This is a genomic window from Cloacibacterium sp. (assembly GCF_047601505.1).
Lineage (GTDB): Bacteria > Bacteroidota > Bacteroidia > Flavobacteriales > Weeksellaceae > Cloacibacterium.
In genome coordinates, this window is sequence record NZ_JASGJD010000001.1 from 2334757 (window position 1) to 2355759 (window position 21003).

Sequence of the window (21003 nt, forward strand, 5' to 3'; positions counted from 1 at the left end):
TACAATGAAAAATTTTATAGAATTATCCATATTCGGAATACTGGCTTTCACTTTATCAATGTGCATTATTCCGTTAATGAGAGTTATTGCGCAGAAAGTAAAGCTTGTAGATGTTCCTAATGCGAGAAAAGTACATCAAACGGCAATTCCATTAATTGGAGGTTTGGTAATTGGAGCAATTGTTTTTTTATTAATGGGAATTTCGGGAGATAAAAGTTGGAAAGAAATTCTCCCAGTTATCGTAACTTCTTACATTATGCTTTTAGTAGGAGCTTTGGACGATAAAACGGATATTAAAGCAAAATATAAATTAGCAATACAACTATCTGTAAGTGTGATTATTGCAACATCGGGAATCAGAATTACTTCTTTGTACGGACTATTTGGAATTTACGAAGTCAATGTTTATTTCCAATATTTTCTAACCATTTTGGTAATTGCAACAGCAGTAAACGCCTTTAATTTGATTGATGGAATCGATGGATTAGCTGGAAGTGTTGCAGGAATTGGTTTTGTCTTATTTTTTATCATTATGTTAATAGAAGGAAATTTTGGTTTAGCAAAAATAGGTTTACTTTTTATTGGAAGTATTATCGCCTTCTTAAAATACAATATGTCGCAGAAAAATAAGATTTTTTTAGGAAATTCAGGAGCACTTTTTCTAGGATATTTATTAATTTGTCTAGGAATTTACATCACAAAATTCGACAATAAAATAGATAGTTTTCCGTATGGTATTTTCTTTATTTTGTTTGTATTCACTATTCCGGTTATTGATTCTGTAAGAGTTTATGCAGATAGAATATTAAGAGGAAAATCGCCTTTCAAAGCAGATAAAACACATATCCATCATCATCTTTTGCAATTGGGATTATCACACAAAAAAATTACTTTTACGTTTGTTTTAATTAATGTTCTAACCTTTATAATTCAATATTTATTTTTTGAAAACTACTCTATTTACACTTCTCTTATTTCGTTTTTAGCATTTATTTCAATTTTTAAAATCATTAAAATGATGAATCTTTTTATAACATGGAAACAAAATATTAAAGAAATGGAGAACAAGCAACTTTAAATGGATTAAATGATTATATAAACACAAAAAACACAAATGATAAGAGATAAGAATCTATATCTTGCAAAAGACGAATATGATTCTTATCTCTACTTTTTATAAAATTTTATTTCAATTCAATTACAAATTCTTCTTTCGGAATTCTTACTTTTTTCATGGGAGCAATCCAATCATTTTGAGAATCTGCATAACCAACATACATTAAAGAAACGCTTTTCAAGCCGTATTTGCTCAATTCTAAAACATCATCTACAACACTATTGTCAAAACCTTCAGCAGGCGTTGTATCTACTTTTAATTCTGCCGCTTGTGCCAATGCCAAACCAAGAGCAATGTAAGTTTGTCTTGCAGTATGTGCAAAATTGGCTTCTGCTGGTTGATTAAGATAAATAGATTTCAATTTATCAGTATAAGAACCAAATCTTCCTCTTGGCAAACCTCTTTCGTCTGTTGTGAAATCATAAACTTTATCTATTCTTTCTTCGGTATAAGTATCCCAAGCTGCAAAAACGATAACGTGAGAACAATCTCTCATACATTCTGGATTTAAAGCTCCTTCTACCAATCTCTCTTTTAAATCCTGATTTTCAACTACTAATACTTTGAAAGGTTGCAAACCCGAAGAAGTTGGAGCTAATCTTGCTGCTTCTACAATTTTATCAATCTTATCCTGACTAACTTTCTTAGTAGAATCATAAGCTTTAACAGCGTGTCTCCAATTTAAATCTTCTATTAATGACATATTCTTTTTTTTAATTTAATTATTATAACTAATTTGTTTTGTTTAATTTAAAAGGTTTTAATTCAATTTTACTTTAAATGATTGAATTGAAGTTTTATGTAAAATATTAATCGTTAGAAACAGTAAGTTTCACTTCAATATTTCCTCTTGTAGCATTAGAATAAGGACAAACTTGATGTGCTTTTTCGATAAGAGATTGTGCTTCTTCAATAGAAACACCTGGGATGTTAGCATGTAACTCTACTTCTAAACCGAAACCTCCGTTTTCAATTTGCCCTATTCCTACTTTTGCAGTAACAGTAGTTTCGCCAGTTTCTATTTTTGATAATTTTATAACTCTGTTCAAAGCGCTATCAAAACAAGCAGAATATCCTGCTGCAAAAAGCATTTCTGGGTTTGCAAAATCATCATTAGCACCACCCAAAGCTTTTGGATGTCTTACTTCTAAATCTAATACTCCGTTATCACTTTTTACGTGTCCTTCTCTTCCTCCTTTGGCTGTAGCGCCAATTGTGTACAATGTTTTCATAATATTTTTATTTTATGTTTAATAATAAATTTTCTATAATTCTTTTTAATTCTATAAGTTCTTCTTTACTTACTTTCATAGAAGAAGAAAGTTTCTGAGGAACAGAAGCTGCTTTTTCTTTCAGTTTAAGACCTTCTTCTGTAAGTGTAATATTCACAATACGTTCATCTTCAGAACTTCTACGTCTGCTGATGATATTTTTTTGCTCTAATCTTTTCAACAATGGAGTTAAAGTTCCGCTGTCTAAATTTAAATGCTCTCCTATTTGAGAAACAGTAAGATGGTCTTGTTCCCATAATACCAAAAGAACCAAATATTGAGGATACGTAAGGTCTAGCTCTTCTAAAAAAGGTCTATATCTGCTTACAATTTCTTTTGCAAGAGAATAAATAGGAAAACAAACCTGATTTGCTAATTTTAATTGTTCGCTCATAACTTTTATTTGACGAGGCAAAATTAGCATAAAATTAAATTGCACACAATATAATTTTGCAATACTTATTATTGAGCAAATAAATAAAAGACGAAAAAATATATAAAATACTGATTTTCAGTAATTAAAATAAATAATAAAAACAGTAATTTTATTTACAATGAAAAAGCATTAAATTTGAAAATATTTTTAAGACACAAAATTTCCAGAGATTTGTACAATCAATACACTAAATTTTTATGTTTTCAAGAAAATTAACATTAGTAGTATTTATATTAATTCAAACAATTGTTTTCGGCAAACCAAAAGATTCTTTAGAAATTGAGCTTAACAAGGCTATTCTAAATAAAGAATTCTATGAAACGAAGAAAAATAAAACCATTGAAAATCTTAAGAAAAAACTTATACTTTCTAATCTTGAAGAACAGTTTGCGATAAATAAACTTCTATACACCGAATACAAAAAGTATAAAATAGATTCTGCAATTATTTTTATTGAAAGAAATATAAAAATAGCAGAAAAACTTAATAATGAGCAATTAAAGAAATCTAGCATTATAAAACTTTCAAATTTGTATTCGTCTTCTGGAAAATATCTAGAATCTTATCAAATTCTAAGTAAAATAAATTCTAAAACACTTAATAAAGAGAATTTATCAGATTATTACGAAGCGTTCAGTCAGTTTTATGAACATTACAATACCAATAACGAAAACAAGACTTACAAAAATAATATTGAAGTTTATAGAGACTCACTTTTAGCAACTCTACCAAAAAATTCAATAAAATATAAAATTAATTTAGCTCAACATTTTATTTACTATAAAAAGATAAAAGATGCTAAAAATCTACTTCTATCTTTAATTGAAACATCAAAAAATAGAGACCAAAACTATGCAATGTTCACTTATTTGATGGGAGACATTAGTAAAATTGAGAAAAATACAGAAAAAGAAAAAGATTATTACAGATTAGCCGCTATTTCTGATATTGAAAATTGCAACAAAGATAATGCAGCTGTACAGAATTTAGCAATGATTGAATTCGAGCAAAAAAATATTGACAATGCTTACTTGTATGCACAATCTGCAATTGCTGATGCTGTAGTTTGTAACGTAAAATTCAGGACGCTAAGTATCTCAAAATTTTATTCGATTATCAATACGTCTTATCTCCAAAAAGAAGCCAAAAGCAAATCACAACTCATTAATTACTTGACACTTATCAGCATAATTTCTATATTTTTAGCATTCACGTTATTCTATTTATACAAACAAATTAAAAAAATATCCAGAATTAAAAAAAGTCTATCTAAAAGTTCGGATGAATTAGAAAAATTGAATGAACAAATTCAAAAATCTAACATCGCTCTCAACGAAAAAAACAATAAATTAATAGAATCCAACCGAATTAAAGAAGAATACATCACCCAATTTTTTGATATTTGCTCTACTTATATAACTAAAATTGAAGACTTTAGAAAAACGTTAAATAAACAAGCTCAAAATAAAAACTACGAAGCACTTTCTAAAGAATTGAAATCTTCGGACTTTATTGACAAAGAACTTGAAAGTTTGTACCATACTTTTGATGTAATTTTCATCAACCTCTATCCTACTTTTATTGATGAATTTAATAGCCTACTAATTCCTGAAGAAAAAATAATTCTAAAACCAAACGAAATTCTCAACACAGAACTTAGAATTTTTGCACTTATAAGACTTGGCATTACAGATAGTACCAAAATTGCTGCCTTTCTAAGATATTCTGTAAGTACAATCTATAATTACAGAACAAAAACTCGAAACAAATCTGCTGTTTCTAGAGACGAGTTCGAGATTATGGTTTCTAAAATTGAAATCAATAATTCTAACTACCCAAATTAATTTCTTTTTTGGTAATATTTTTCGTGATTTTGAAATATCTCAATTCATCAAAATTCAAAAATAAATCATTTATTTCTTTATAAACCCACTACTTTTTCGGGCACACAACAAACAACCAATCATCTAATTTACAATTAATTAAACTAAAAAAAGCACTACTTTTTAACTACAGCACATTTTTTTTCTATCAAAACAAGATAGATTTACGGTATTAACATTCAATTAATATTTCAATACCTAAAAAATGAAAAAAGCAGTAATTTTATTAGCTGTATTTACTACATTCTATTGTGTAAAAGCCCAAACTAATGAGGACAAAAAAATGGATTCTTTCATTACAGAACTCATGAAAAAAATGACAATTGAAGAAAAAATTGGTCAATTAAATTTTCCAGGTGGTGGCGATGTTGTAACCGGACAAGCCAAAAACAGCAATATAGCAGATAAAGTAAGAAAAGGAAACGTAGGCGCAATTCTAAATTTAAAAGGAGTTGGTAAGATAAAAGAAATTCAAAAAGTTGCTGTAGAAGAAAGCCGATTAAAAATTCCATTATTTTTTGGTTTAGACGTTATTCATGGCTACGAAACGGGATTCCCTATTCCACTAGGTCTTGCAGCAACCTGGAACATAAAAGGCATTGAACAATCTGCCAGAATTGCAGCAACAGAAGTAAGCGCAGACGGAATAAACCTTACTTTTAGTCCAATGGTTGATATAACAAGAGATGCAAGATGGGGACGAGTATCTGAAGGAAGTGGCGAAGACCCTTTTTTAGGTGGAGAAATTGCAAAAGCTTTAGTAAGAGGTTATCAAGGTGATAATACGTTTAAAAAAAATACAGAAATCATCGCAACTGTAAAACATTTTGCACTTTATGGCGCTAGTGAATCTGGTTTAGACTACAATACCGTAGATATGAGCCATCAAAGAATGTTTAACGAGTATATGTATCCTTACAAAGCAGCAGTTGATGCAGGTGTTGGCAGTGTAATGGCATCTTTTAACGATGTAGATGGTGTACCAGCAACAGCTAACAAATGGCTTCTAACAGATGTACTCAGAAAAAAATGGGGCTTCAAAGGATTTACAATGAGTGATTACACCGGAGTAATGGAAATGGTAAATCACGGAATTGGTAATTTACAAACCGTTTCTGCTAGAGCTTTGAAAGCTGGTTTAGATTTAGATATGATTGGCGAAAGCTATTTAGCAACATTAAAAAAATCTTTTGACGAAGGAAAAATTACAGAAGCAGATATTGATAAATCTTGCAGATATATTCTTGAAGCAAAATATAAATTAGGCTTATTTACCAATCCTTACAAATATATTGATACCAAAAGACCAGCTAAAGAAATTTACACTAAAGAAAACAGAGATTTTGCAAGAAAAATTGCATCAGAAAGCTTTGTATTACTAAAAAATGAAAATATTCTTCCTCTAAAAAAACAAGGTACAATAGCTGTTGTAGGTCCATTAGCCAATACCAGATCTAATATGCCGGGCACTTGGAGTGTATCTGTAGATCTTACAAAACCTGCAACTTTGGTAGAAGGAATTCAATCTGTAGCTGGTAAAAATGTAAAAGTTTTGTACGCTAAAGGAAGTCACCTAACAGCTGATGCAGAATTAGAAAAAAGAGTAACAATGTTCGAGAGAGGTTTAGGCAGAGAAAATGAAAAAAGAACAGATGAACAAATGATACAAGAAGCCTTAGATGTTGCTTCAAAATCAGATGTAATTGTTGCTGCATTGGGAGAATCTTCAGAATACAGTGGCGAATCTAGTAGTAGAACAGACCTCAATATTCCAGATGTTCAACAAAAACTTTTAGCAGAATTATTAAAAACAGGAAAACCAGTTGTTTTATTAGTATTCGACGGAAGACCATTGTCTCTATCTTGGGAGAAAAAGAATGTACCAGCCATCTTAAACGTTTGGTTCGGAGGAAGCGAAGCTGCTCCTGCAATTGCAGATGTATTATTTGGAGACGTTAATCCAAGTGGAAAATTGCCAATGACGTTTCCTCAAAACGTTGGTCAAGTTCCTATTTATTATAACCACAAAAACACAGGAAGACCTTTACCAGAAGGACATTGGTTCGAAAAATTCAGAACAAATTATATTGATGTAAGTAACGAACCTCTTTACCCTTTCGGTTACGGATTAAGCTACACTAATTTTGAATATGGAGATATTACATTAAGCAAAAATTCTATTCAAGAAAACGAAAGTTTAACTGCTAGCATTAATGTTACAAATAAAGGCTCACGCGAAGGACAAGAAGTAGTACAATTATACCTAAGAGATGTTGAAGGAAGTATAACAAGACCTGTAAAAGAACTAAAAGGCTTTGAAAAAATAACCTTAAAACCTGGTGAAACAAAAACTGTAACATTCAAAATTACGCCAGAATTATTAAAATTTTATAATTCAGATTTAGACTTTGTTGCAGAACCCGGAGATTTCGATATTATGATTGGTACCAATAGCCAAGAAGTAAAAAAATCTAGCTTTAGCTTAAAATAATATCATGAAAATCCATAAGTATTTCTGATACACTTTTCATTATTTTTCCCATTATCCTAATTATTGGAGCATGTGGAGAAATAAAGCATAGCTTAGTTGCTAAGCCATGCAAATTTTTAGGAGATATCTCCTATCTTAATTGGTTCATTTCCCAATTGTCTATGTTTTCTATGCATGGATTACTAAAAAACAATTGGGAATTTTTGAATCTTTCCCAATCGGAATGCTAATTCTAATATTATCAATAGGCTTATCTTATTTTATTCTTAAATTATATGATGAACCCGTAAGAAATTGGTTAACAAACAAATACATTAAAAATCCTAAAAAAAACAAAAACACTTTATAATTTTTTTTAAGACTCTTTTCATAATTAAGCATTTAATGCTATTTATTTTAACCAAAGCATCTTTGTCCGTCAAAGGTGCTTTTTTGTGATTATTTATTAATTTTAATCATTCTTGAATTCATATTTTATAATTTTACCTCAAATTAAAAGCTAAAATTTATGTTTTTAAATATAACCGAAAATTTTATCAAAGAAACCAACGCCGAAATAAAAAAGCACGAAAAAAACAGCTTAATTATAAACGAAGGAAGCACTTCTTTGTATTTCTATTATTTGCTAGAAGGCGAACTATCGGTTTACAACTTAACGCCAGAAGGAAAAGAGTTTCTTCAACATAAGGTTAGAGAAAATAACTTTTTTGGCGAACCTGCCGTTTTGCTAGAAAAACCGTTTCCTGGAACAGTAGAAGTAACTTCAGAATTTGCAAAAATCCTTCGTATAAAAAGAGAAAAATTTTTACAATATCTTAAAAATAATCCTGATTGGTCTTTAGAATTTACCAAATCAATAGCCGAAAAATCTATTATCAAAAGTAATTCGCTCAAAAATATTGTTTTTTTAAATCCCGAAGACCGAATTATAAAGCAATTAAACGATTATAAAGAAGGAAAAGACGAAAAAATAATTATAGAACTTACCAGAAAAGAACTTTCTAATATGACAGGACTAAGAATTGAAACCATTATTAGAACCATAAAAAAAATGGAAAAAGATGGCAAACTTCAAATTGTAAACGGAAAAGTTTTTTATTAAATTTAACCAATTATCGTTAAATTTCATTTCATAAAAACATAATTTTCAACACTTTAAATAAAAACAAAAAATATTAATTACCGCTTATGACTTGAATCATAAACTGGTAATAAGTTTTGTGATGATATTTGCTAAGTAATTTGAATTTATCATTTAAGATAAAAATTTCAACACTTAAAAAATATAAAATGGAGATTGCAGAAAATCAAATAATTGGAGAATTAGTAGCTCAAAACTACAAAACAGCAAGTATTTTTAAAAAATTCAAAATAGATTTTTGTTGTAACGGAAATAGAACCATTTCCGAAGCTTGCGACAGAAAAAATTTAGACCCAAATGTTTTAATTAAAGAGTTAAAAGATACTACAAAAATTACAGAACAAAACATCGATTTTAATTCTTGGGAGCTAGATTTATTAGCAGATTACATCGAAAAAACGCATCACAGATATGTAATTTCTAAAATTGAAGAGATAAAACCTTATCTTAACAAAGTAGTAAAAGTACACGGAGACCACAACCCAGAATTAAAGGAAATAGAAGTTTTATTTAATCAATCTGCACAAGAATTAACTCATCATCTACAAAAAGAAGAAATGATACTTTTCCCTTTTATAAGAAATATGGTGAGTGCAAAAATAGAGAACAAACCTTTGTTAACACCACATTTCGGAACAGTAGAAAATCCTATTTCGATGATGAAAAACGAACACCAAAACGAAGGAGAAAGATTCGAGAAAATTTCTGAACTTTCTAGTAATTATACTCCACCAACTCACGCTTGCAACACGTACAAAGTTACTTTTGCACTTTTAAAAGAATTTGAAGATAACTTACATCAACACATTCATTTAGAAAATAATATTTTATTTCCAAAAGCTATAAAATTAGAAACTGAATTTCATTAAAAACCCTGAAAAAGGTCTCAACAAAAGAGACCTTTTTCTATTTTTATCAACAAAATTTTTTTGTTTAAAAATTTAAAATCCAGCCCCGAAAGGTCTTTTATTTTTGATATTTACTACAGTTTTATTGATGGTTGGCATTAGAATCACCAGTATAATTGTGACGATAATTAATAAACAAATCCATTGATAATAATTCTGAGCATATTCTATAAACAATTCTTTTTGTACAACTTTTCTCAAACTAGAATTTGCCAAAATTTCAGATTTCCCAGCTAATATTCCTTGATTTTCAAAATGAATTTTCATTTGATTTAAATAATTTTGATAATGAACATTAACTGAATTAAAATTCTGGGTTAATTGCTGTTGATGTTCCGCAATAGAATGAATTTGAGTATAACTGATAAAACTCAAACTTGTTGCAAAAAATACATAACGCATCATTACTCCAAAAGTAGCAGATGAAGCAGATAATCTGGCTGGAACTGCTGAAATGTAAAACTCAATTATAGGATTCATTAGAAGACCTTGCCCAATGCCTTGTATCACAAGTAAAATAATAAAATCTTCGACAGAAGCGTTGAGGGAAAATCTAAAACTCATTAATCCGTAATACAAAAACATGGTAATAAATCCTCCAATCCATATAAGTCTAATGTTGATTTTTTTAATTAGCATATAAGTAGACGCTACACATCCTATCAAAATCCCTAATACATTGAACAAAAGCAATTCATTAGTTTCTAAAACGGGACTTTCTAATATTTCAAAATAATAAGTAAGAGTGAGATTAAACCCTCCTCTAATAAAATAAAGAATAATTAAAAGCAAAATTCCAAATCTGAAATTAGCAGATTTAAAAATGGAAAGATTGATATAAGGATTTTCCAAATTAAGTAATCGAAACAATTCTAAAACCAAAAAAATAACGAAAATTACAGTTGCCCAAATTATATGTGGATGATCGTACCAACCAAGTTCTTGTCCATAAATGAGAACATATCCTACACTAATCATCACAACGGACAAGAGTACAAAATCTGTCCATCCCATTTTTGACAATCTGATTAATTTAAATGGAACCAATGGCTTATTTCTCAAAATAAAAGTAAGCATAATAGGACCTGGCAAAAAACTAAAAATAACAAATCTGTAGAAACTATTAACATCCTGATTTTCGAAAGAATAAGCTCCTAACAAGCCGCAAAGTACCACCGCCGAAAGAATCATCCCATAGAAAAAGCCATAACCAATTTCTCTGGCGTTTGGAGTTTTCAATTTTCTAAATAATATATCCAAACAAATATTATTGATACCCGTATTGAAAATAGCATTGAAAAAACGCATCACCAATAAAAATTCTAAACTTTTTGCTTGATACGCACCATAAAGTGCCAAAGCTTGTAATAAAACAGAAATCCACAAATATGTAACTGGTGGTAATCTGGAAAAAAAATTTGAACCCAAAGGCGTATATCCAACTACTACAGCATAAAAAACCAACATCCCAAACTGTACATCATTAGCCGAAATACCATAATATCCCATAGATTGAGGTATGCCTACTGTTGCAGCAGAAAATACCATAATTGTAGGAAATAAAGTTGTAATTACCGCAACATATTTAAACCACTCTGGCACACCTATTTTAAAATAATGATGTTCTTGTGGCATTTTACTTAGATTTCTTAATATGTGTAATTACATTCATGCCGGCGAAAATTTTTTCTAAATTTTGATTATTTTTAAAACGAATTTTCACAGGAATACGCTGAGCTGTTTTCACAAAATTACCAGTAGAATTATCTGGAGGCATCACAGAAAACCGAGAACCTGTAGCCGCCGAAAAAGATTCTACTACTCCTTTAAAAGTTGTTTCTGGTATTGCATCTATTTCAATATCTACCTCATTTCCAATGTTCAAATCACTCATTTGAGTTTCTTTATAATTGGCAATAATCCATTTCCCAGAATGTAAATCTACAATATAAGCTATTGTTTGCCCTAGCTGAATTAATTGCCCAACTTGCAGATTTCTTCTTCCCATTTTACCATCATAAGGTGCCGTAATTACAGTATAAGACATGGTAAGATTTTGCTGATTGGTAATTGCATTTCTGCGTTCTATTTCTGAATTTATTGCAGATTTTTGAGATTTCACCGCATTTACTTTACCTTCAGAAGCAGATACATTCTTAACAACTGAAGCATATTCTGCTTTAGCAACCGTAAGATTAGTTAATTTGTTTTCCAACTGTTGTTTAGTAGCAGATTCCATATCATACAAATCTTTGTAACGGTTGTATTCGCTTTGAGCCAATTCAAGTTTTGCTTTAGCTGCCTGAATTTTCGTTTGATTTACGGCAACATCTTGTTGCGCATTTGCAATCTGTTCATCTAATATTTCAACCTGAGCAACGCCATTATTAGCATTCGCTTTAGCTGCATCTAATTGCACTTTATAATCGCTATTATCAATTATCACCAAAGTATCACCTTTGTGAACCAATTGATTTTCTTCAAATTTAATTTCTCTTATATAGCCCGTAACTCTACTGTTGATAGGATTAATATACATTTCTACCTGTGCATCATTGGTGGTTTCATATTTTAGATGTTGTCTCCAGATAGAAATACCCCAAATTCCTAATATTATAATTGTTATTACACTTATCGTACCCGAAATCCATTTAATCCAAAGGTCTTTTTTTCTAATTTTATTTTTCATTTTATAATTTTCCACTAAGTTTTAATAACTGATATTTTAACAATTCGGCGTTAGTTTTTGCTGTAGCATAATCAAAATTTGCTTGTAATAATTCGTTTTCAGCAGTAAGAAAATCCGTAAGAAGAACCAATTGTGCGAAGTAAGAATTTTTCATTATTCTATAAGTTTCATTGGCTAAATCAATATTTTTCTCGGCAATTTCAATTTTTTCTAAAGACTCTTTATATCGAATCTGCAATCTGCTCAATTCCTCATAATATTTCTGCTGAAAATCTTCTGTTTTTAATTGATTAGATGAAATTTCTATTTCTGCTTGCTGTCTTTTCTTTTTGTTGGTATATAAATTAGAAATAGGGAAAGTTACTTTTACACCAGCCATTCCTAAACCATACCATGCAATTTCGTAAGGATAAAATAAAATTTGAGGATAGCTATAGCCATAATGAGCAAAAAGGTTAATTTTAGGATAAACATTACTTTTTACTTTTTGAAGTTCTAATTGGCTTTTCGAAGTTTCATCTTGTAAAATTTTATAATCGTGAACTTGTTCTACCGAATTGTTTTCATCTATGTAAACCTTAAAATCTAACTCGGGCATAATTTTTCTGTTTTCCGCAGCACCGGTAATCCTGTTAATTGCATTTGTACTAATGGCAATATTATTTTCGGTTACTTTTAAGATTTCATTTTGTTGACTGAGGCTAAGCTCGGCTCTCAAAACATCACTTTTAAGTATTACTCCTTTTTCGAACAAATTTTTAATGTCTTTCAGATGAGTTTCTCTTTCTTTAATATCTTTTTTTAGAAAATTTTCATACTCTACATTTCTATAAATATCAAGATAATAAGCTATAATTTGATAATGAACATCTGTAGCCTCTCTAAGTATTTTTTCGTGGGCTATATTCTCATTTAATTTGTTTTGCTGAATAGAATTTTTAAGTTTTCCTCCATTATAAAGATTAAAATCAGCATTTAATTCTGCCGAATAAGAATGATGAACAACAGCGTTATACTGTGGAGAATTAAACAATCCGTTTGTAAAAACAGGCATATTACTAATCTGCGAATATTCTAAATCAACTCCAATTTCTGGCAACCGTTCTTCTTTCAAAATATCTGTTCTTACACGAGATTTATCAAGATTGGTTTTCACTATTTTAAGCTGCATATTATTTTGATCTGCCTCACGCCAAAGTTCTTTCAAAGTGCTGAATTGAGGTTGATTTTGAGCAATTAAAACATGGGAAAACAATAGGTTGAAAAGCATAAAAAATGTTCCTATTTTTCTTTTCATATATATTTCTTTATTTCAATCTGCAAAATTATTGCATTGTCCATTCAAATATTTTATATAATTTGCCATTGTTTTGCTAGAACCAGACAATGAAAGAATTGACAAGTTTAGAAGATTTTGTAAAAGTTGACGACGAAAAAGATAGTATTTTTCTTTTGTCATCTAATAATCCCATGAAATTACCTTTGCACAAACATGAAAAAGCGCAATTGTGTTACGCAGAAGGAGGTGCTACATTTTTAGTTTTAGAAGACAATACATACTTGCTTCCTTCTAGGCATTATTCTTGGATTCCTGCAGGTGTAGAACATCAAATTTGGCATAAAACACATACCGATACTATCTTTACATGTTATATACCAACTTCAATTTTACCAGAAAACGATTTTTACAAAAAAACAGGCATATATCCCGTAACTCCCGTTATTTTTGAAATGTCTCACTATGCAATGCAATGGAACGGAAACCTCTTTCCCAATGATTTCAGGTTCAAATTCATTAGCACATTAGTAGACCTTTTAGAAGATATGAAACAAAAAAATCTTCCTTTTGCATTACCTACTACAACCAACGAAAATATGCAGAAAATTCTGCTTTTCATACAAACTAATCTGCAAGAAAAAATTACTTTAGAAACATTAGGAAAAAAATTTGGTGTAAGCGAACGTACTTTATCTCGAAATTTCCAAACACATTTGCGTATTTCATTTTTCCAATATCTTAAGTTGGCACGCATAATACGCTCTATAGAAATGATGATGAATAAAGATATGTCTATTAGCGAAATTGCTTTTGCAACAGGCTATGATAGCATTTCTGCATTTAGCAATGCTTTTTTTACAATAGTTGGAAAAAGACCTTCGGAGTTTAAATTATTTTTTAATTATGATGCCTCGGAAATATAAAAAACCGTTTTTTCATTAATTAAATTCTAAATTATTAATCAAAATTAATCTTGAAAAAACGTTTATCAATGTTTTAAGAATGTGAAACGGACAAAATCGTAGGTGAAACAAAAAATTCGAATTAAATTTCCTCTAACCATTTAAGAAATTTAGGACTTTTTTCTTTGCTTACTAAAACTTCTTTTTCAAAAGGAAAATCAAATAAAATTTTGAGCTTGCGATTATTGTAATTATTAATTTCTTTTACTGAATTTCGGTTAACTAAAAACTGCCTGTTTACTCTAAAGAATCCTGCTCCTGCTTTCTTTTCCATTTCTTCTAATTTATATGGAATTGTGTATAATCTTTCGTTATCTGTATAGATATATGTAAGCTCATCTTCTTTGAAAATGAGTGCTATTTTATCAAAAGAAATTGGTAAAATCTGATTTCTATACTTAAGCATAAATATATTATTCTCTCTTTTTCTATAACTTTCCAGAGCATCCAAACTTGCTTTATACTCATGATGTAGTTTTTTTTGAAAAGATTGTTTCAAATTTTCGAGCTTTTCGAGTGATTTTTGAAGTACATTTTCGTTAAAAGGTTTTAAAATATATTCTACTCCATTTGCTCGAAATGCTTGCAAAGCATATTCATTATACGCAGTGCAAAAAATAATTGGAATATTGAGTTTTAATCGTTCAAAAATCTCAAAACTAAGCCCATCTTCTAACTCAATATCACTGAATATCAAATCAACATCCTCATTTTTAGATAAATAAACTAAAGAATCTTCTACAGAAGAAAGTACTGCAACAATTTCAATGGTAGCATCTATCTTCTGTAAGGTTTGGCTAAGATCTTTAGCCATTAGTTTTTCGTCTTCAATGATAACAATTTTCATTCTATTTTTTTGAGCTTTAGATTCACAATAAAGAAATTTCCATCATCAAGAATTTCTAAATCTTCTCCACACCACATATAATAGCGCTCGGAAATATTCATTAAACCAGTTCCTACAGAATAATCTGCATATTTCTTTTTACTAATGTTATTAGAAATTTTTAAAAATCCATTTTTAATTTCTATTATAATTAGCAAAGGATTTTTTTGTGAAAAATAATTGTGTTTAATGGCGTTTTCAGCCAATGGTTGCAACGATAATGCGGGTAATACAATTCTTGTAAGATCTATTTCATCGTTAATAATTTCCCATTGTAAAGCATTATCAAAACGCATCTTTTGCATTTTAAGATAGTTTTCTAAAAGATTAATTTCCTCATCTACTGTTGCTGTTACAGAATGTGTTTCTGTGATTGTTGTTCTGAGAAAATCAGCTAGATATACCAAATATTCCTCTCCTAATTCTGGATTATCTTTATATAAAATCTTAATCGTATGAAGTGAATTAAATAAAAAATGAGGATGCATTTGTTGTTTTAAAAGTAGATTGACGGCTTCTGCACTTTTTATTTTCAACATTGCATTTTCAAGTTTGATTTTGTTTCGGTCTGTTTGAACAAAAATAAAATTCTGAAACAAAATAATAAGTGTTGTAAATATCAAGCTCTCAATAATAAAGGTGGAAATCATCTTCTTATCGAGTAATAGGTCAATTTTAAAATCAGTAATTGGTAGGGTAAATAAAAAGACAAATAAAAACAAGAAAATTCCAGAAAAATATGCCAAAGAATAAGCAAAAAGCTTATATTTTATACTACCTTCTGTAAATCGTATTGATGAAAACTTTAAAATTATATAAATAATGTAACTGTTAACCATCATAAAAACAAAGGTAATGAAGGTAGACAGAAAATGGGTTTTAAAATCCGTTCCTGAAAAAAGCACCAAAAAAACAAAAACCAACAAAGAAACTATAGCACTAAGAACAAAGCTAACAGCTCTTATCTCTGCCAAATTGCTTTTATCTGTAATTATTTTTTTATATTTCCTTAGCATTTTGTAATAATTTATAATTGTAAATTTAGTTTATTTAAATTGCTTTCTATCTTAAACTATTGCTTACTTTTCTTAAAAGGATTAAATGAAACACCTACATTAAAATAAAATGAAGGTTTTGGTTTTGTATCAAAAATATAATCACTGAACTCGGCATCCTTTTCCATCAATCTTGATGAAGGAGAATAGCATACACCTGTTTTTGCCGATAGAATAAATGAATTACCTAATGTCTGCTCGTATAAAAATCCCGAATTAATATCCATTTGGCTAAATGTATAAGCCTTATCATTATTATATACATAAAATAAAGTTCCTCCCAGCTCTGTTCCAAAAGATAATCTTCCTTGGTCTGAAACTTCTTTTCTTATATAAACCCATTTGGGAATAATTGCATCAAAAATCCACCCATTATTGAATTGATGTTCATAAGAAAAAGTCATAAATGCAGGTACTATTGCATTTGGATCAACTAAACCTATAATTCCTACTGTCATTTTTGTTTCGGGAGTTGCTTTTAAGACCATTGTAGCCGTCAAAAAACCTCTTAATCTACCAAAATCCTTATCACTAGCATCTACAGTTGCTGTACCAGAATAAATCATCGTTTTTCCAAAAAGTTTAGAATAATAACCTAAACTAGCTGAGCCTGAAAAATAATGAAAATCTTCTTTTTGTCTCGTTAAATTTTTATTATCGCTGAAAATATCAGAAGCGTCAGCCGTTGTGTTTATATAGCGATAATTGAGAATGGTAGAAAAAGACCATTTTTTTTTCTTAATAATATTGACATTAGAAGAAACACTTATTTGAGACACATTCTTAACTTTTCCTTCAGGCAGTGGTGTCTCTTTGTAGTTAGAAGAATAATTGTATGGTGACAATTGATTATATTCTATATTAAGTAGGCGGGTTTTGGGGAATCGTTCCGCAGCTTCTTTTTTGATTATCTTTGAGGTATTAGGCTTTAAAGTAACCTTTTTTATAGAATCTTTCTGTTGAGAATTAAAAACAGTTATTGTAAAACAAAACGATATTAATGAAACTTTTTTTAAGATATTTTTATTAACCACCTCAAAGATTATTTTATAACAACAAATGTATGTCGGAGACCTTATAAAAAATTAAAAAATAAAAGTGAAGCGGACAAAAAACGACTTGAAATTTTTTATTAAATAATTTATTTCAACTTCAACACCACTTTTCCTTTTGCTCTACCACTTTCTACATATTCCAAAGCTTTATTGGTGTCTTCTAAAGGAAATACTTTATCTATAACCGGTTTTATTATTCCAGATTCTATTAATTTTGTAATTTCTGCAAGTTGTTTTCCGTTTGCCTTCATAAAAAGAAATGTAAAATGAACCTCTTTCTTTTTTGCTTTTTTCTTAATTCCAAAGCTTAGAAATCTTGTTATCATTTTCACCAACCCATTGGCATTAATATCTTCTGCAAATTTAGGTGTTGGAGGTCCAGAAATTGAAATTACTTTGCCTCCTTTTTTTAAAATATTTAAAGATTTTTCCAGTGTTTTATTATCTTGATTGTTCAAAACCACATCATAATCTTGAAGAATTTGCTCAAAATTTTGAGTTTTATAATCAATTAATATATCAGCACCTAACTCTTTTAAAAAATCAAAATTTTTTGCACTTGCAGTAGTTGCAACCGTTGCGCCAAGATGCTTTGCCAATTGAATTGCAATAGTTCCAACACCTCCAGAGCCAGCTTGAATAAATACTTTTTGTCCATTTTTTAGGTTAGCTATTTCTACCAAAGCCTGCCAAGCTGTCAATGCAACCAAAGGAACAGAAGCTGCTTCCTCCATCGATATATTTTTTGGTTTTGGTGCTAAATCTTCTTCTCTAACTGCAATATATTCTGCAAAAGTTCCTATATGAAAATCGGCTGGTCTAGAATAAACTTCGTCTCCTATTTTATATTTTTTTACATTTTTCCCAACTTCTTTTACAATTCCTGAAAGGTCATGACCTAAAATAAGTGGCATTTTGTAAGGAAGAATTAATTTAAATTCTCCTGTTTTTATTTTGGAATCCAGAAGGTTTAAACCTGAAGCATGAATTTCAACCAAAACTTCGTTGTCTTTTATTTTTGGTACAGAAACGTCTGCCAACTGTAAACCTTGTTTTGTGTATTTATTGATTAAAAATGCTTTCATCATTATTTTAATTTTGTATATTCTTTTTTTGCATTGATTAAATTATAAGCCTTTTTTGGAAAAAAACGATTAAGAATATAAATTGCTTTGCTATCGCCTACTCTAATGGTTTCAGTATTATTTTTAAGACCTTCAATTAATCCATTTACCAATTGCGTGGTACTAATTTTTTTATCCTGTCTGTCTGCTACCATCTCTGTATCAACCAATGGTGGTAACAATTCAAAAACTTTCACAGAAGCATTTATTGACTGCAAATGCGACCTCAATGTCTTTGTATAAAATGCTAAAGCAGATTTTGAAGCAGAATAAGTCGCTTCCAATACCGATGGAACTATACTGAGAATGGATGTTGTATTAATAATTGCTGATTCTTTGCGAGATTTCAACATTTCTATAAAAAGGTTATTCATACGAATGACGCCAAAATAATTGACCTCCATCTCATAAACTGCTCCTTCCAGATGTTTTTTGTTAGCAATTCCCAAATTCAACGGAGGAACGCCAACTCCGGCATTATTATACAAAATATCAATTCCACCTAAAGCATTTACTTTTTCGAAAAGCGCAATAGCATCTTCTTCTTTTGAAGCATCAGATTGAATGACAATTATTTCAGGAAACTGCTTTTTTACGGTCTCTAGTTTCATTTGATTTCTTCCGGTAATAATAACTTTATTCCCTAAAGCTAGAAACTGTTTTGCAGCTTCCAATCCGATTCCGGAAGCTCCTCCTGTAATTAGAATTGTTTTATTTTTTAAATTCATAATGGTGAAAATTAAAAACAAATGTAAACCAATCATTAACTATGTTAAATTACAGAAAATGATTGGTTTATATTGAATTATTTTTTTTTAAGCCTGAGTTAATTTTAACATTGCCTCACCAATAGCATTGGCATAGATTTTTGAATCTCCTACAGGAATATCAAATTGATTATTTTCTAACCCGATGAATAATTCGTCTGCCACTTCACTTGGCGGAATTCCCGCTGCTCCACCAATTTCTGCAGAGAAATCTGTGTTTACCAAAGGAGGATATACTTCGTAGATTTGAAGGCTTTTCTGTTCTTCATAAGTTTGCCTCAAGGCTGTTGTATAGCTATGTAAAGCTGCTTTAGTTGCTCCATAAGTTGGTAAAAATTTATGACTTCCATACACTGCAATAGAGGATATATTAACTACAGCTGATTCTTCTTTTACCAACAAATGTGGAATCATAAGCTCTGTAAAGTGAATAATTGCAAAATAATTGGTATTCATCTCAATCTGAGCTTTTTCGTGAGCGTTGGTTGTTTCGCTTAATAGATAGGCAAAAGCTGAACCAGCATTGTTTACGATAATATTGACGTCGGAATAATTGGTTTTCAGCTCTTCAGCGATGCGGATTCTATCTGCTTCAACAGATAAATCTCCCTGAATTCCGACAGCATCTGTAAGTTCTGACAATGCTTTTTGAAGGCGCTCTTCGTTTCTTCCGTTAATGATAATTTTATTTCCTGCTTGGTTTAATTTTTTAGCTATTGCTAATCCTATTCCAGCGCTTCCACCACTAATGAATATGGTATTTCCTGTTGTTTTCATTTCAATTCTTTTTATTAATATTAATGATATTTTATTTATATATTTTTCTACTATTTACTTAAGAATGGATAATCTATATATCCTTTTTCTCCAGGTGTATAAAAAGTTTTTTTGTCAGGTGCATTAAGAGGAGCGTCTGTTTTGAAACGTTCTACCAAATCTGGATTAGCGATAAAAGGAACGCCAAATGATACCAAGTCCGCATCACCATCTTCTAAAACTTTGGTAGCAGTTTCTTTATTGAAAGCACGGTTGATAATGATACTTCCATTATAAATTTTACGGAAATGTTTTGCAACTTCTGGAATTGCATTTTCGTTATTAGTAACATCTGTGAAAGGTTCAATTAAATGAATATAAGCTAAATCATAATCATTCAATCTATTAATAATATAATTATAGGTTGAGATAGTTTCATCATCCACAGAAATCCCCATAATTCCATTTAAAGAAGGATTGAAACGTACGCCAACTTTTTTAATGTCGATAACTTGCTTTATTTCATCTAGAATTTCGAAAAGGATTCTTGCTCTATTTTCTGGCGAACCTCCATACTCATCGCTTCTATAATTTGAATTTTTGCTAAAAAACTGCTGTAGCAAATATCCGTTTGCGCCATGAAGTTCTATCCCATCAAAACCAGCATCGAAGGCATTGATTGCTCCATTTTTAAAATCCTGAACTGTTCTTTTGATATCTTCAATCGTCATTGGCTGCGGTGCAACAGTAGTTTTAAATCCCTCTTGTGTAAAAGCTTGTTGTTGAGGATTAAAATCTGATGGTGCTAATGGCAATTTATCATTGTGCAAGTCTGGATGAGAGTATGCTCCTGTATGCCAAAGTTGAGCAAATATTTTTCCATTTTTATCATGGACTGCTTTGGTTACGATTTTCCAACCTTCAATCTGAGACTTTGTATAAATTGATGGAACATTAATAAATCCTATTCCCTCTTCACTAATAAAAGTCCCTTCACTAATGATTAGACCTGCAGAAGCGCGTTGTGCATAGTAAGTTGCTGTAAGTTCTGTTGCAACATTTCCCTCATTTGCAGACCGAGCTCTGGTCATTGGAGCCATTACAATTCTATTGTTTAATTTTTGATCATTTAGCTCATAGCTTTCGAATAATTTGTTTCTCATAATTTTTTATTTTTAATTGA

The 21003-nt window shown here is 30.0% G+C and carries 20 protein-coding genes; 7 read left to right on the forward strand and 13 right to left on the reverse strand.

The features are described from left to right. Positions 1 to 4: 4 nt before the first annotated feature. A complete protein-coding gene (locus QM746_RS10675) occupies positions 5 to 1078 on the forward strand; it encodes a glycosyltransferase family 4 protein (protein WP_414984211.1) in 1074 nt (357 codons plus the stop codon). 106 nt (positions 1079 to 1184) lie between these two features. Here the strand turns inward: QM746_RS10675 and QM746_RS10680 are convergent, their stop codons facing one another. The 3 genes from QM746_RS10680 to QM746_RS10690 all read right to left on the reverse strand — a co-directional run bounded on the left by QM746_RS10680 (position 1185) and on the right by QM746_RS10690 (position 2782). Continuing rightward, positions 1185 to 1820: a nitroreductase family protein gene (locus QM746_RS10680; protein ID WP_414984212.1), complete on the reverse strand. Its 636-nt coding sequence runs from the start codon at positions 1818 to 1820 to the stop codon at positions 1185 to 1187. Positions 1821 to 1926: 106 nt separating this feature from the next. Beyond that, complete coding sequence (locus tag QM746_RS10685) at positions 1927 to 2349, reverse strand: organic hydroperoxide resistance protein (protein ID WP_414984213.1); 423 nt, start codon at positions 2347 to 2349, stop codon at positions 1927 to 1929. Positions 2350 to 2356: 7 nt separating this feature from the next. Further along, entirely contained in the window at positions 2357 to 2782 is a 426-nt protein-coding gene (locus tag QM746_RS10690; protein ID WP_414984214.1) for a MarR family winged helix-turn-helix transcriptional regulator, read from the reverse strand. Between the two features lie 239 nt (positions 2783 to 3021). On the opposite strand from QM746_RS10690, the gene QM746_RS10695 reads away from it, so the two are divergent. The 4 genes from QM746_RS10695 to ric all read left to right on the forward strand — a co-directional run bounded on the left by QM746_RS10695 (position 3022) and on the right by ric (position 9208). Then, on the forward strand, positions 3022 to 4668 hold the full coding sequence (locus tag QM746_RS10695; RefSeq protein WP_414984215.1) for a DUF6377 domain-containing protein: 1647 nt from the start codon (positions 3022 to 3024) through the stop codon (positions 4666 to 4668). A gap of 244 nt (positions 4669 to 4912) precedes the next feature. Next, positions 4913 to 7198 carry a beta-glucosidase BglX gene (bglX, locus tag QM746_RS10700; protein WP_414984216.1) on the forward strand — a complete coding sequence of 762 codons (2286 nt, stop codon included), beginning with the start codon at positions 4913 to 4915 and terminating at the stop codon, positions 7196 to 7198. A gap of 508 nt (positions 7199 to 7706) precedes the next feature. After that, a complete protein-coding gene (locus QM746_RS10705; protein ID WP_414984217.1) occupies positions 7707 to 8300 on the forward strand; it encodes a Crp/Fnr family transcriptional regulator in 594 nt (197 codons plus the stop codon). A gap of 188 nt (positions 8301 to 8488) precedes the next feature. Continuing rightward, on the forward strand, positions 8489 to 9208 hold the full coding sequence (gene ric, locus QM746_RS10710) for an iron-sulfur cluster repair di-iron protein (RefSeq protein ID WP_374364142.1): 720 nt from the start codon (positions 8489 to 8491) through the stop codon (positions 9206 to 9208). 72 nt (positions 9209 to 9280) lie between these two features. Here the strand turns inward: ric and QM746_RS10715 are convergent, their stop codons facing one another. The 3 genes from QM746_RS10715 to QM746_RS10725 are packed head-to-tail and all read right to left on the reverse strand — an operon-like array spanning position 9281 to position 13233. Continuing rightward, positions 9281 to 10882 carry an MFS transporter gene (locus QM746_RS10715; protein WP_414984218.1) on the reverse strand — a complete coding sequence of 534 codons (1602 nt, stop codon included), beginning with the start codon at positions 10880 to 10882 and terminating at the stop codon, positions 9281 to 9283. 1 nt (position 10883) lies between these two features. Next, a complete protein-coding gene (locus QM746_RS10720) occupies positions 10884 to 11936 on the reverse strand; it encodes an HlyD family secretion protein (protein WP_414984219.1) in 1053 nt (350 codons plus the stop codon). Position 11937: 1 nt separating this feature from the next. Then, on the reverse strand, positions 11938 to 13233 hold the full coding sequence (locus tag QM746_RS10725; RefSeq protein ID WP_414984220.1) for a TolC family protein: 1296 nt from the start codon (positions 13231 to 13233) through the stop codon (positions 11938 to 11940). An 89-nt stretch (positions 13234 to 13322) separates the two neighbouring features. Here QM746_RS10725 and QM746_RS10730 point away from each other — a divergent pair, with 89 nt between their 5' ends. Next, positions 13323 to 14138: an AraC family transcriptional regulator gene (locus QM746_RS10730; protein ID WP_414984221.1), complete on the forward strand. Its 816-nt coding sequence runs from the start codon at positions 13323 to 13325 to the stop codon at positions 14136 to 14138. Positions 14139 to 14259: 121 nt separating this feature from the next. Here QM746_RS10730 and QM746_RS10735 read toward each other — a convergent pair whose 3' ends face one another. Beyond that, positions 14260 to 15024 carry a LytR/AlgR family response regulator transcription factor gene (locus tag QM746_RS10735; RefSeq protein ID WP_414984222.1) on the reverse strand — a complete coding sequence of 255 codons (765 nt, stop codon included), beginning with the start codon at positions 15022 to 15024 and terminating at the stop codon, positions 14260 to 14262. After that, a complete protein-coding gene (locus tag QM746_RS10740) occupies positions 15021 to 15602 on the reverse strand; it encodes a sensor histidine kinase (RefSeq protein WP_414984223.1) in 582 nt (193 codons plus the stop codon). Before QM746_RS10740 ends, QM746_RS10735 begins: the two co-directional genes overlap by 4 nt. A gap of 316 nt (positions 15603 to 15918) precedes the next feature. Between QM746_RS10740 and QM746_RS10745 the strand changes: the two genes are divergently transcribed. Then, positions 15919 to 16086 (forward strand): hypothetical protein, encoded by a 168-nt coding sequence (locus QM746_RS10745; RefSeq protein ID WP_414984224.1) that lies wholly within the window; start codon positions 15919 to 15921, stop codon positions 16084 to 16086. A gap of 49 nt (positions 16087 to 16135) precedes the next feature. Here QM746_RS10745 and QM746_RS10750 read toward each other — a convergent pair whose 3' ends face one another. The 5 genes from QM746_RS10750 to QM746_RS10770 form a co-directional block, all read right to left on the reverse strand. After that, complete coding sequence (locus QM746_RS10750) at positions 16136 to 17152, reverse strand: DUF6268 family outer membrane beta-barrel protein (protein WP_414984225.1); 1017 nt, start codon at positions 17150 to 17152, stop codon at positions 16136 to 16138. Between the two features lie 107 nt (positions 17153 to 17259). After that, positions 17260 to 18258, reverse strand: a complete 999-nt coding sequence (locus tag QM746_RS10755; RefSeq protein WP_414985143.1) for an NADP-dependent oxidoreductase — start codon at positions 18256 to 18258, stop codon at positions 17260 to 17262. Positions 18259 to 18260: 2 nt separating this feature from the next. Next, on the reverse strand, positions 18261 to 19025 hold the full coding sequence (locus QM746_RS10760) for an SDR family oxidoreductase (protein ID WP_414984226.1): 765 nt from the start codon (positions 19023 to 19025) through the stop codon (positions 18261 to 18263). A gap of 87 nt (positions 19026 to 19112) precedes the next feature. After that, complete coding sequence (locus QM746_RS10765; RefSeq protein ID WP_414984227.1) at positions 19113 to 19841, reverse strand: SDR family oxidoreductase; 729 nt, start codon at positions 19839 to 19841, stop codon at positions 19113 to 19115. Positions 19842 to 19891: 50 nt separating this feature from the next. Continuing rightward, a complete protein-coding gene (locus QM746_RS10770; RefSeq protein WP_414984228.1) occupies positions 19892 to 20983 on the reverse strand; it encodes an alkene reductase in 1092 nt (363 codons plus the stop codon). Between the last annotated feature and the right edge of the window lie 20 nt (positions 20984 to 21003).

Bases quoted from the DNA above. Each gene is read 5' to 3' on its own strand.
- QM746_RS10675 (WP_414984211.1), top strand. From the start codon at position 5: ATGAAAAATTTTATAGAATTATCCATATTCGGAATACTGGCTTTCACT.
- QM746_RS10680 (WP_414984212.1), bottom strand. From the start codon at position 1,820: ATGTCATTAATAGAAGATTTAAATTGGAGACACGCTGTTAAAGCTTAT.
- QM746_RS10685 (WP_414984213.1), bottom strand. From the start codon at position 2,349: ATGAAAACATTGTACACAATTGGCGCTACAGCCAAAGGAGGAAGAGAA.
- QM746_RS10690 (WP_414984214.1), bottom strand. From the start codon at position 2,782: ATGAGCGAACAATTAAAATTAGCAAATCAGGTTTGTTTTCCTATTTAT.
- QM746_RS10695 (WP_414984215.1), top strand. From the start codon at position 3,022: ATGTTTTCAAGAAAATTAACATTAGTAGTATTTATATTAATTCAAACA.
- bglX (WP_414984216.1), top strand. From the start codon at position 4,913: ATGAAAAAAGCAGTAATTTTATTAGCTGTATTTACTACATTCTATTGT.
- QM746_RS10705 (WP_414984217.1), top strand. From the start codon at position 7,707: ATGTTTTTAAATATAACCGAAAATTTTATCAAAGAAACCAACGCCGAA.
- ric (WP_374364142.1), top strand. From the start codon at position 8,489: ATGGAGATTGCAGAAAATCAAATAATTGGAGAATTAGTAGCTCAAAAC.
- QM746_RS10715 (WP_414984218.1), bottom strand. From the start codon at position 10,882: ATGCCACAAGAACATCATTATTTTAAAATAGGTGTGCCAGAGTGGTTT.
- QM746_RS10720 (WP_414984219.1), bottom strand. From the start codon at position 11,936: ATGAAAAATAAAATTAGAAAAAAAGACCTTTGGATTAAATGGATTTCG.
- QM746_RS10725 (WP_414984220.1), bottom strand. From the start codon at position 13,233: ATGAAAAGAAAAATAGGAACATTTTTTATGCTTTTCAACCTATTGTTT.
- QM746_RS10730 (WP_414984221.1), top strand. From the start codon at position 13,323: ATGAAAGAATTGACAAGTTTAGAAGATTTTGTAAAAGTTGACGACGAA.
- QM746_RS10735 (WP_414984222.1), bottom strand. From the start codon at position 15,024: ATGAAAATTGTTATCATTGAAGACGAAAAACTAATGGCTAAAGATCTT.
- QM746_RS10740 (WP_414984223.1), bottom strand. From the start codon at position 15,602: ATGTTGAAAATAAAAAGTGCAGAAGCCGTCAATCTACTTTTAAAACAA.
- QM746_RS10745 (WP_414984224.1), top strand. From the start codon at position 15,919: ATGAAGGTAGACAGAAAATGGGTTTTAAAATCCGTTCCTGAAAAAAGC.
- QM746_RS10755 (WP_414985143.1), bottom strand. From the start codon at position 18,258: ATGAAAGCATTTTTAATCAATAAATACACAAAACAAGGTTTACAGTTG.
- QM746_RS10760 (WP_414984226.1), bottom strand. From the start codon at position 19,025: ATGAATTTAAAAAATAAAACAATTCTAATTACAGGAGGAGCTTCCGGA.
- QM746_RS10765 (WP_414984227.1), bottom strand. From the start codon at position 19,841: ATGAAAACAACAGGAAATACCATATTCATTAGTGGTGGAAGCGCTGGA.
- QM746_RS10770 (WP_414984228.1), bottom strand. From the start codon at position 20,983: ATGAGAAACAAATTATTCGAAAGCTATGAGCTAAATGATCAAAAATTA.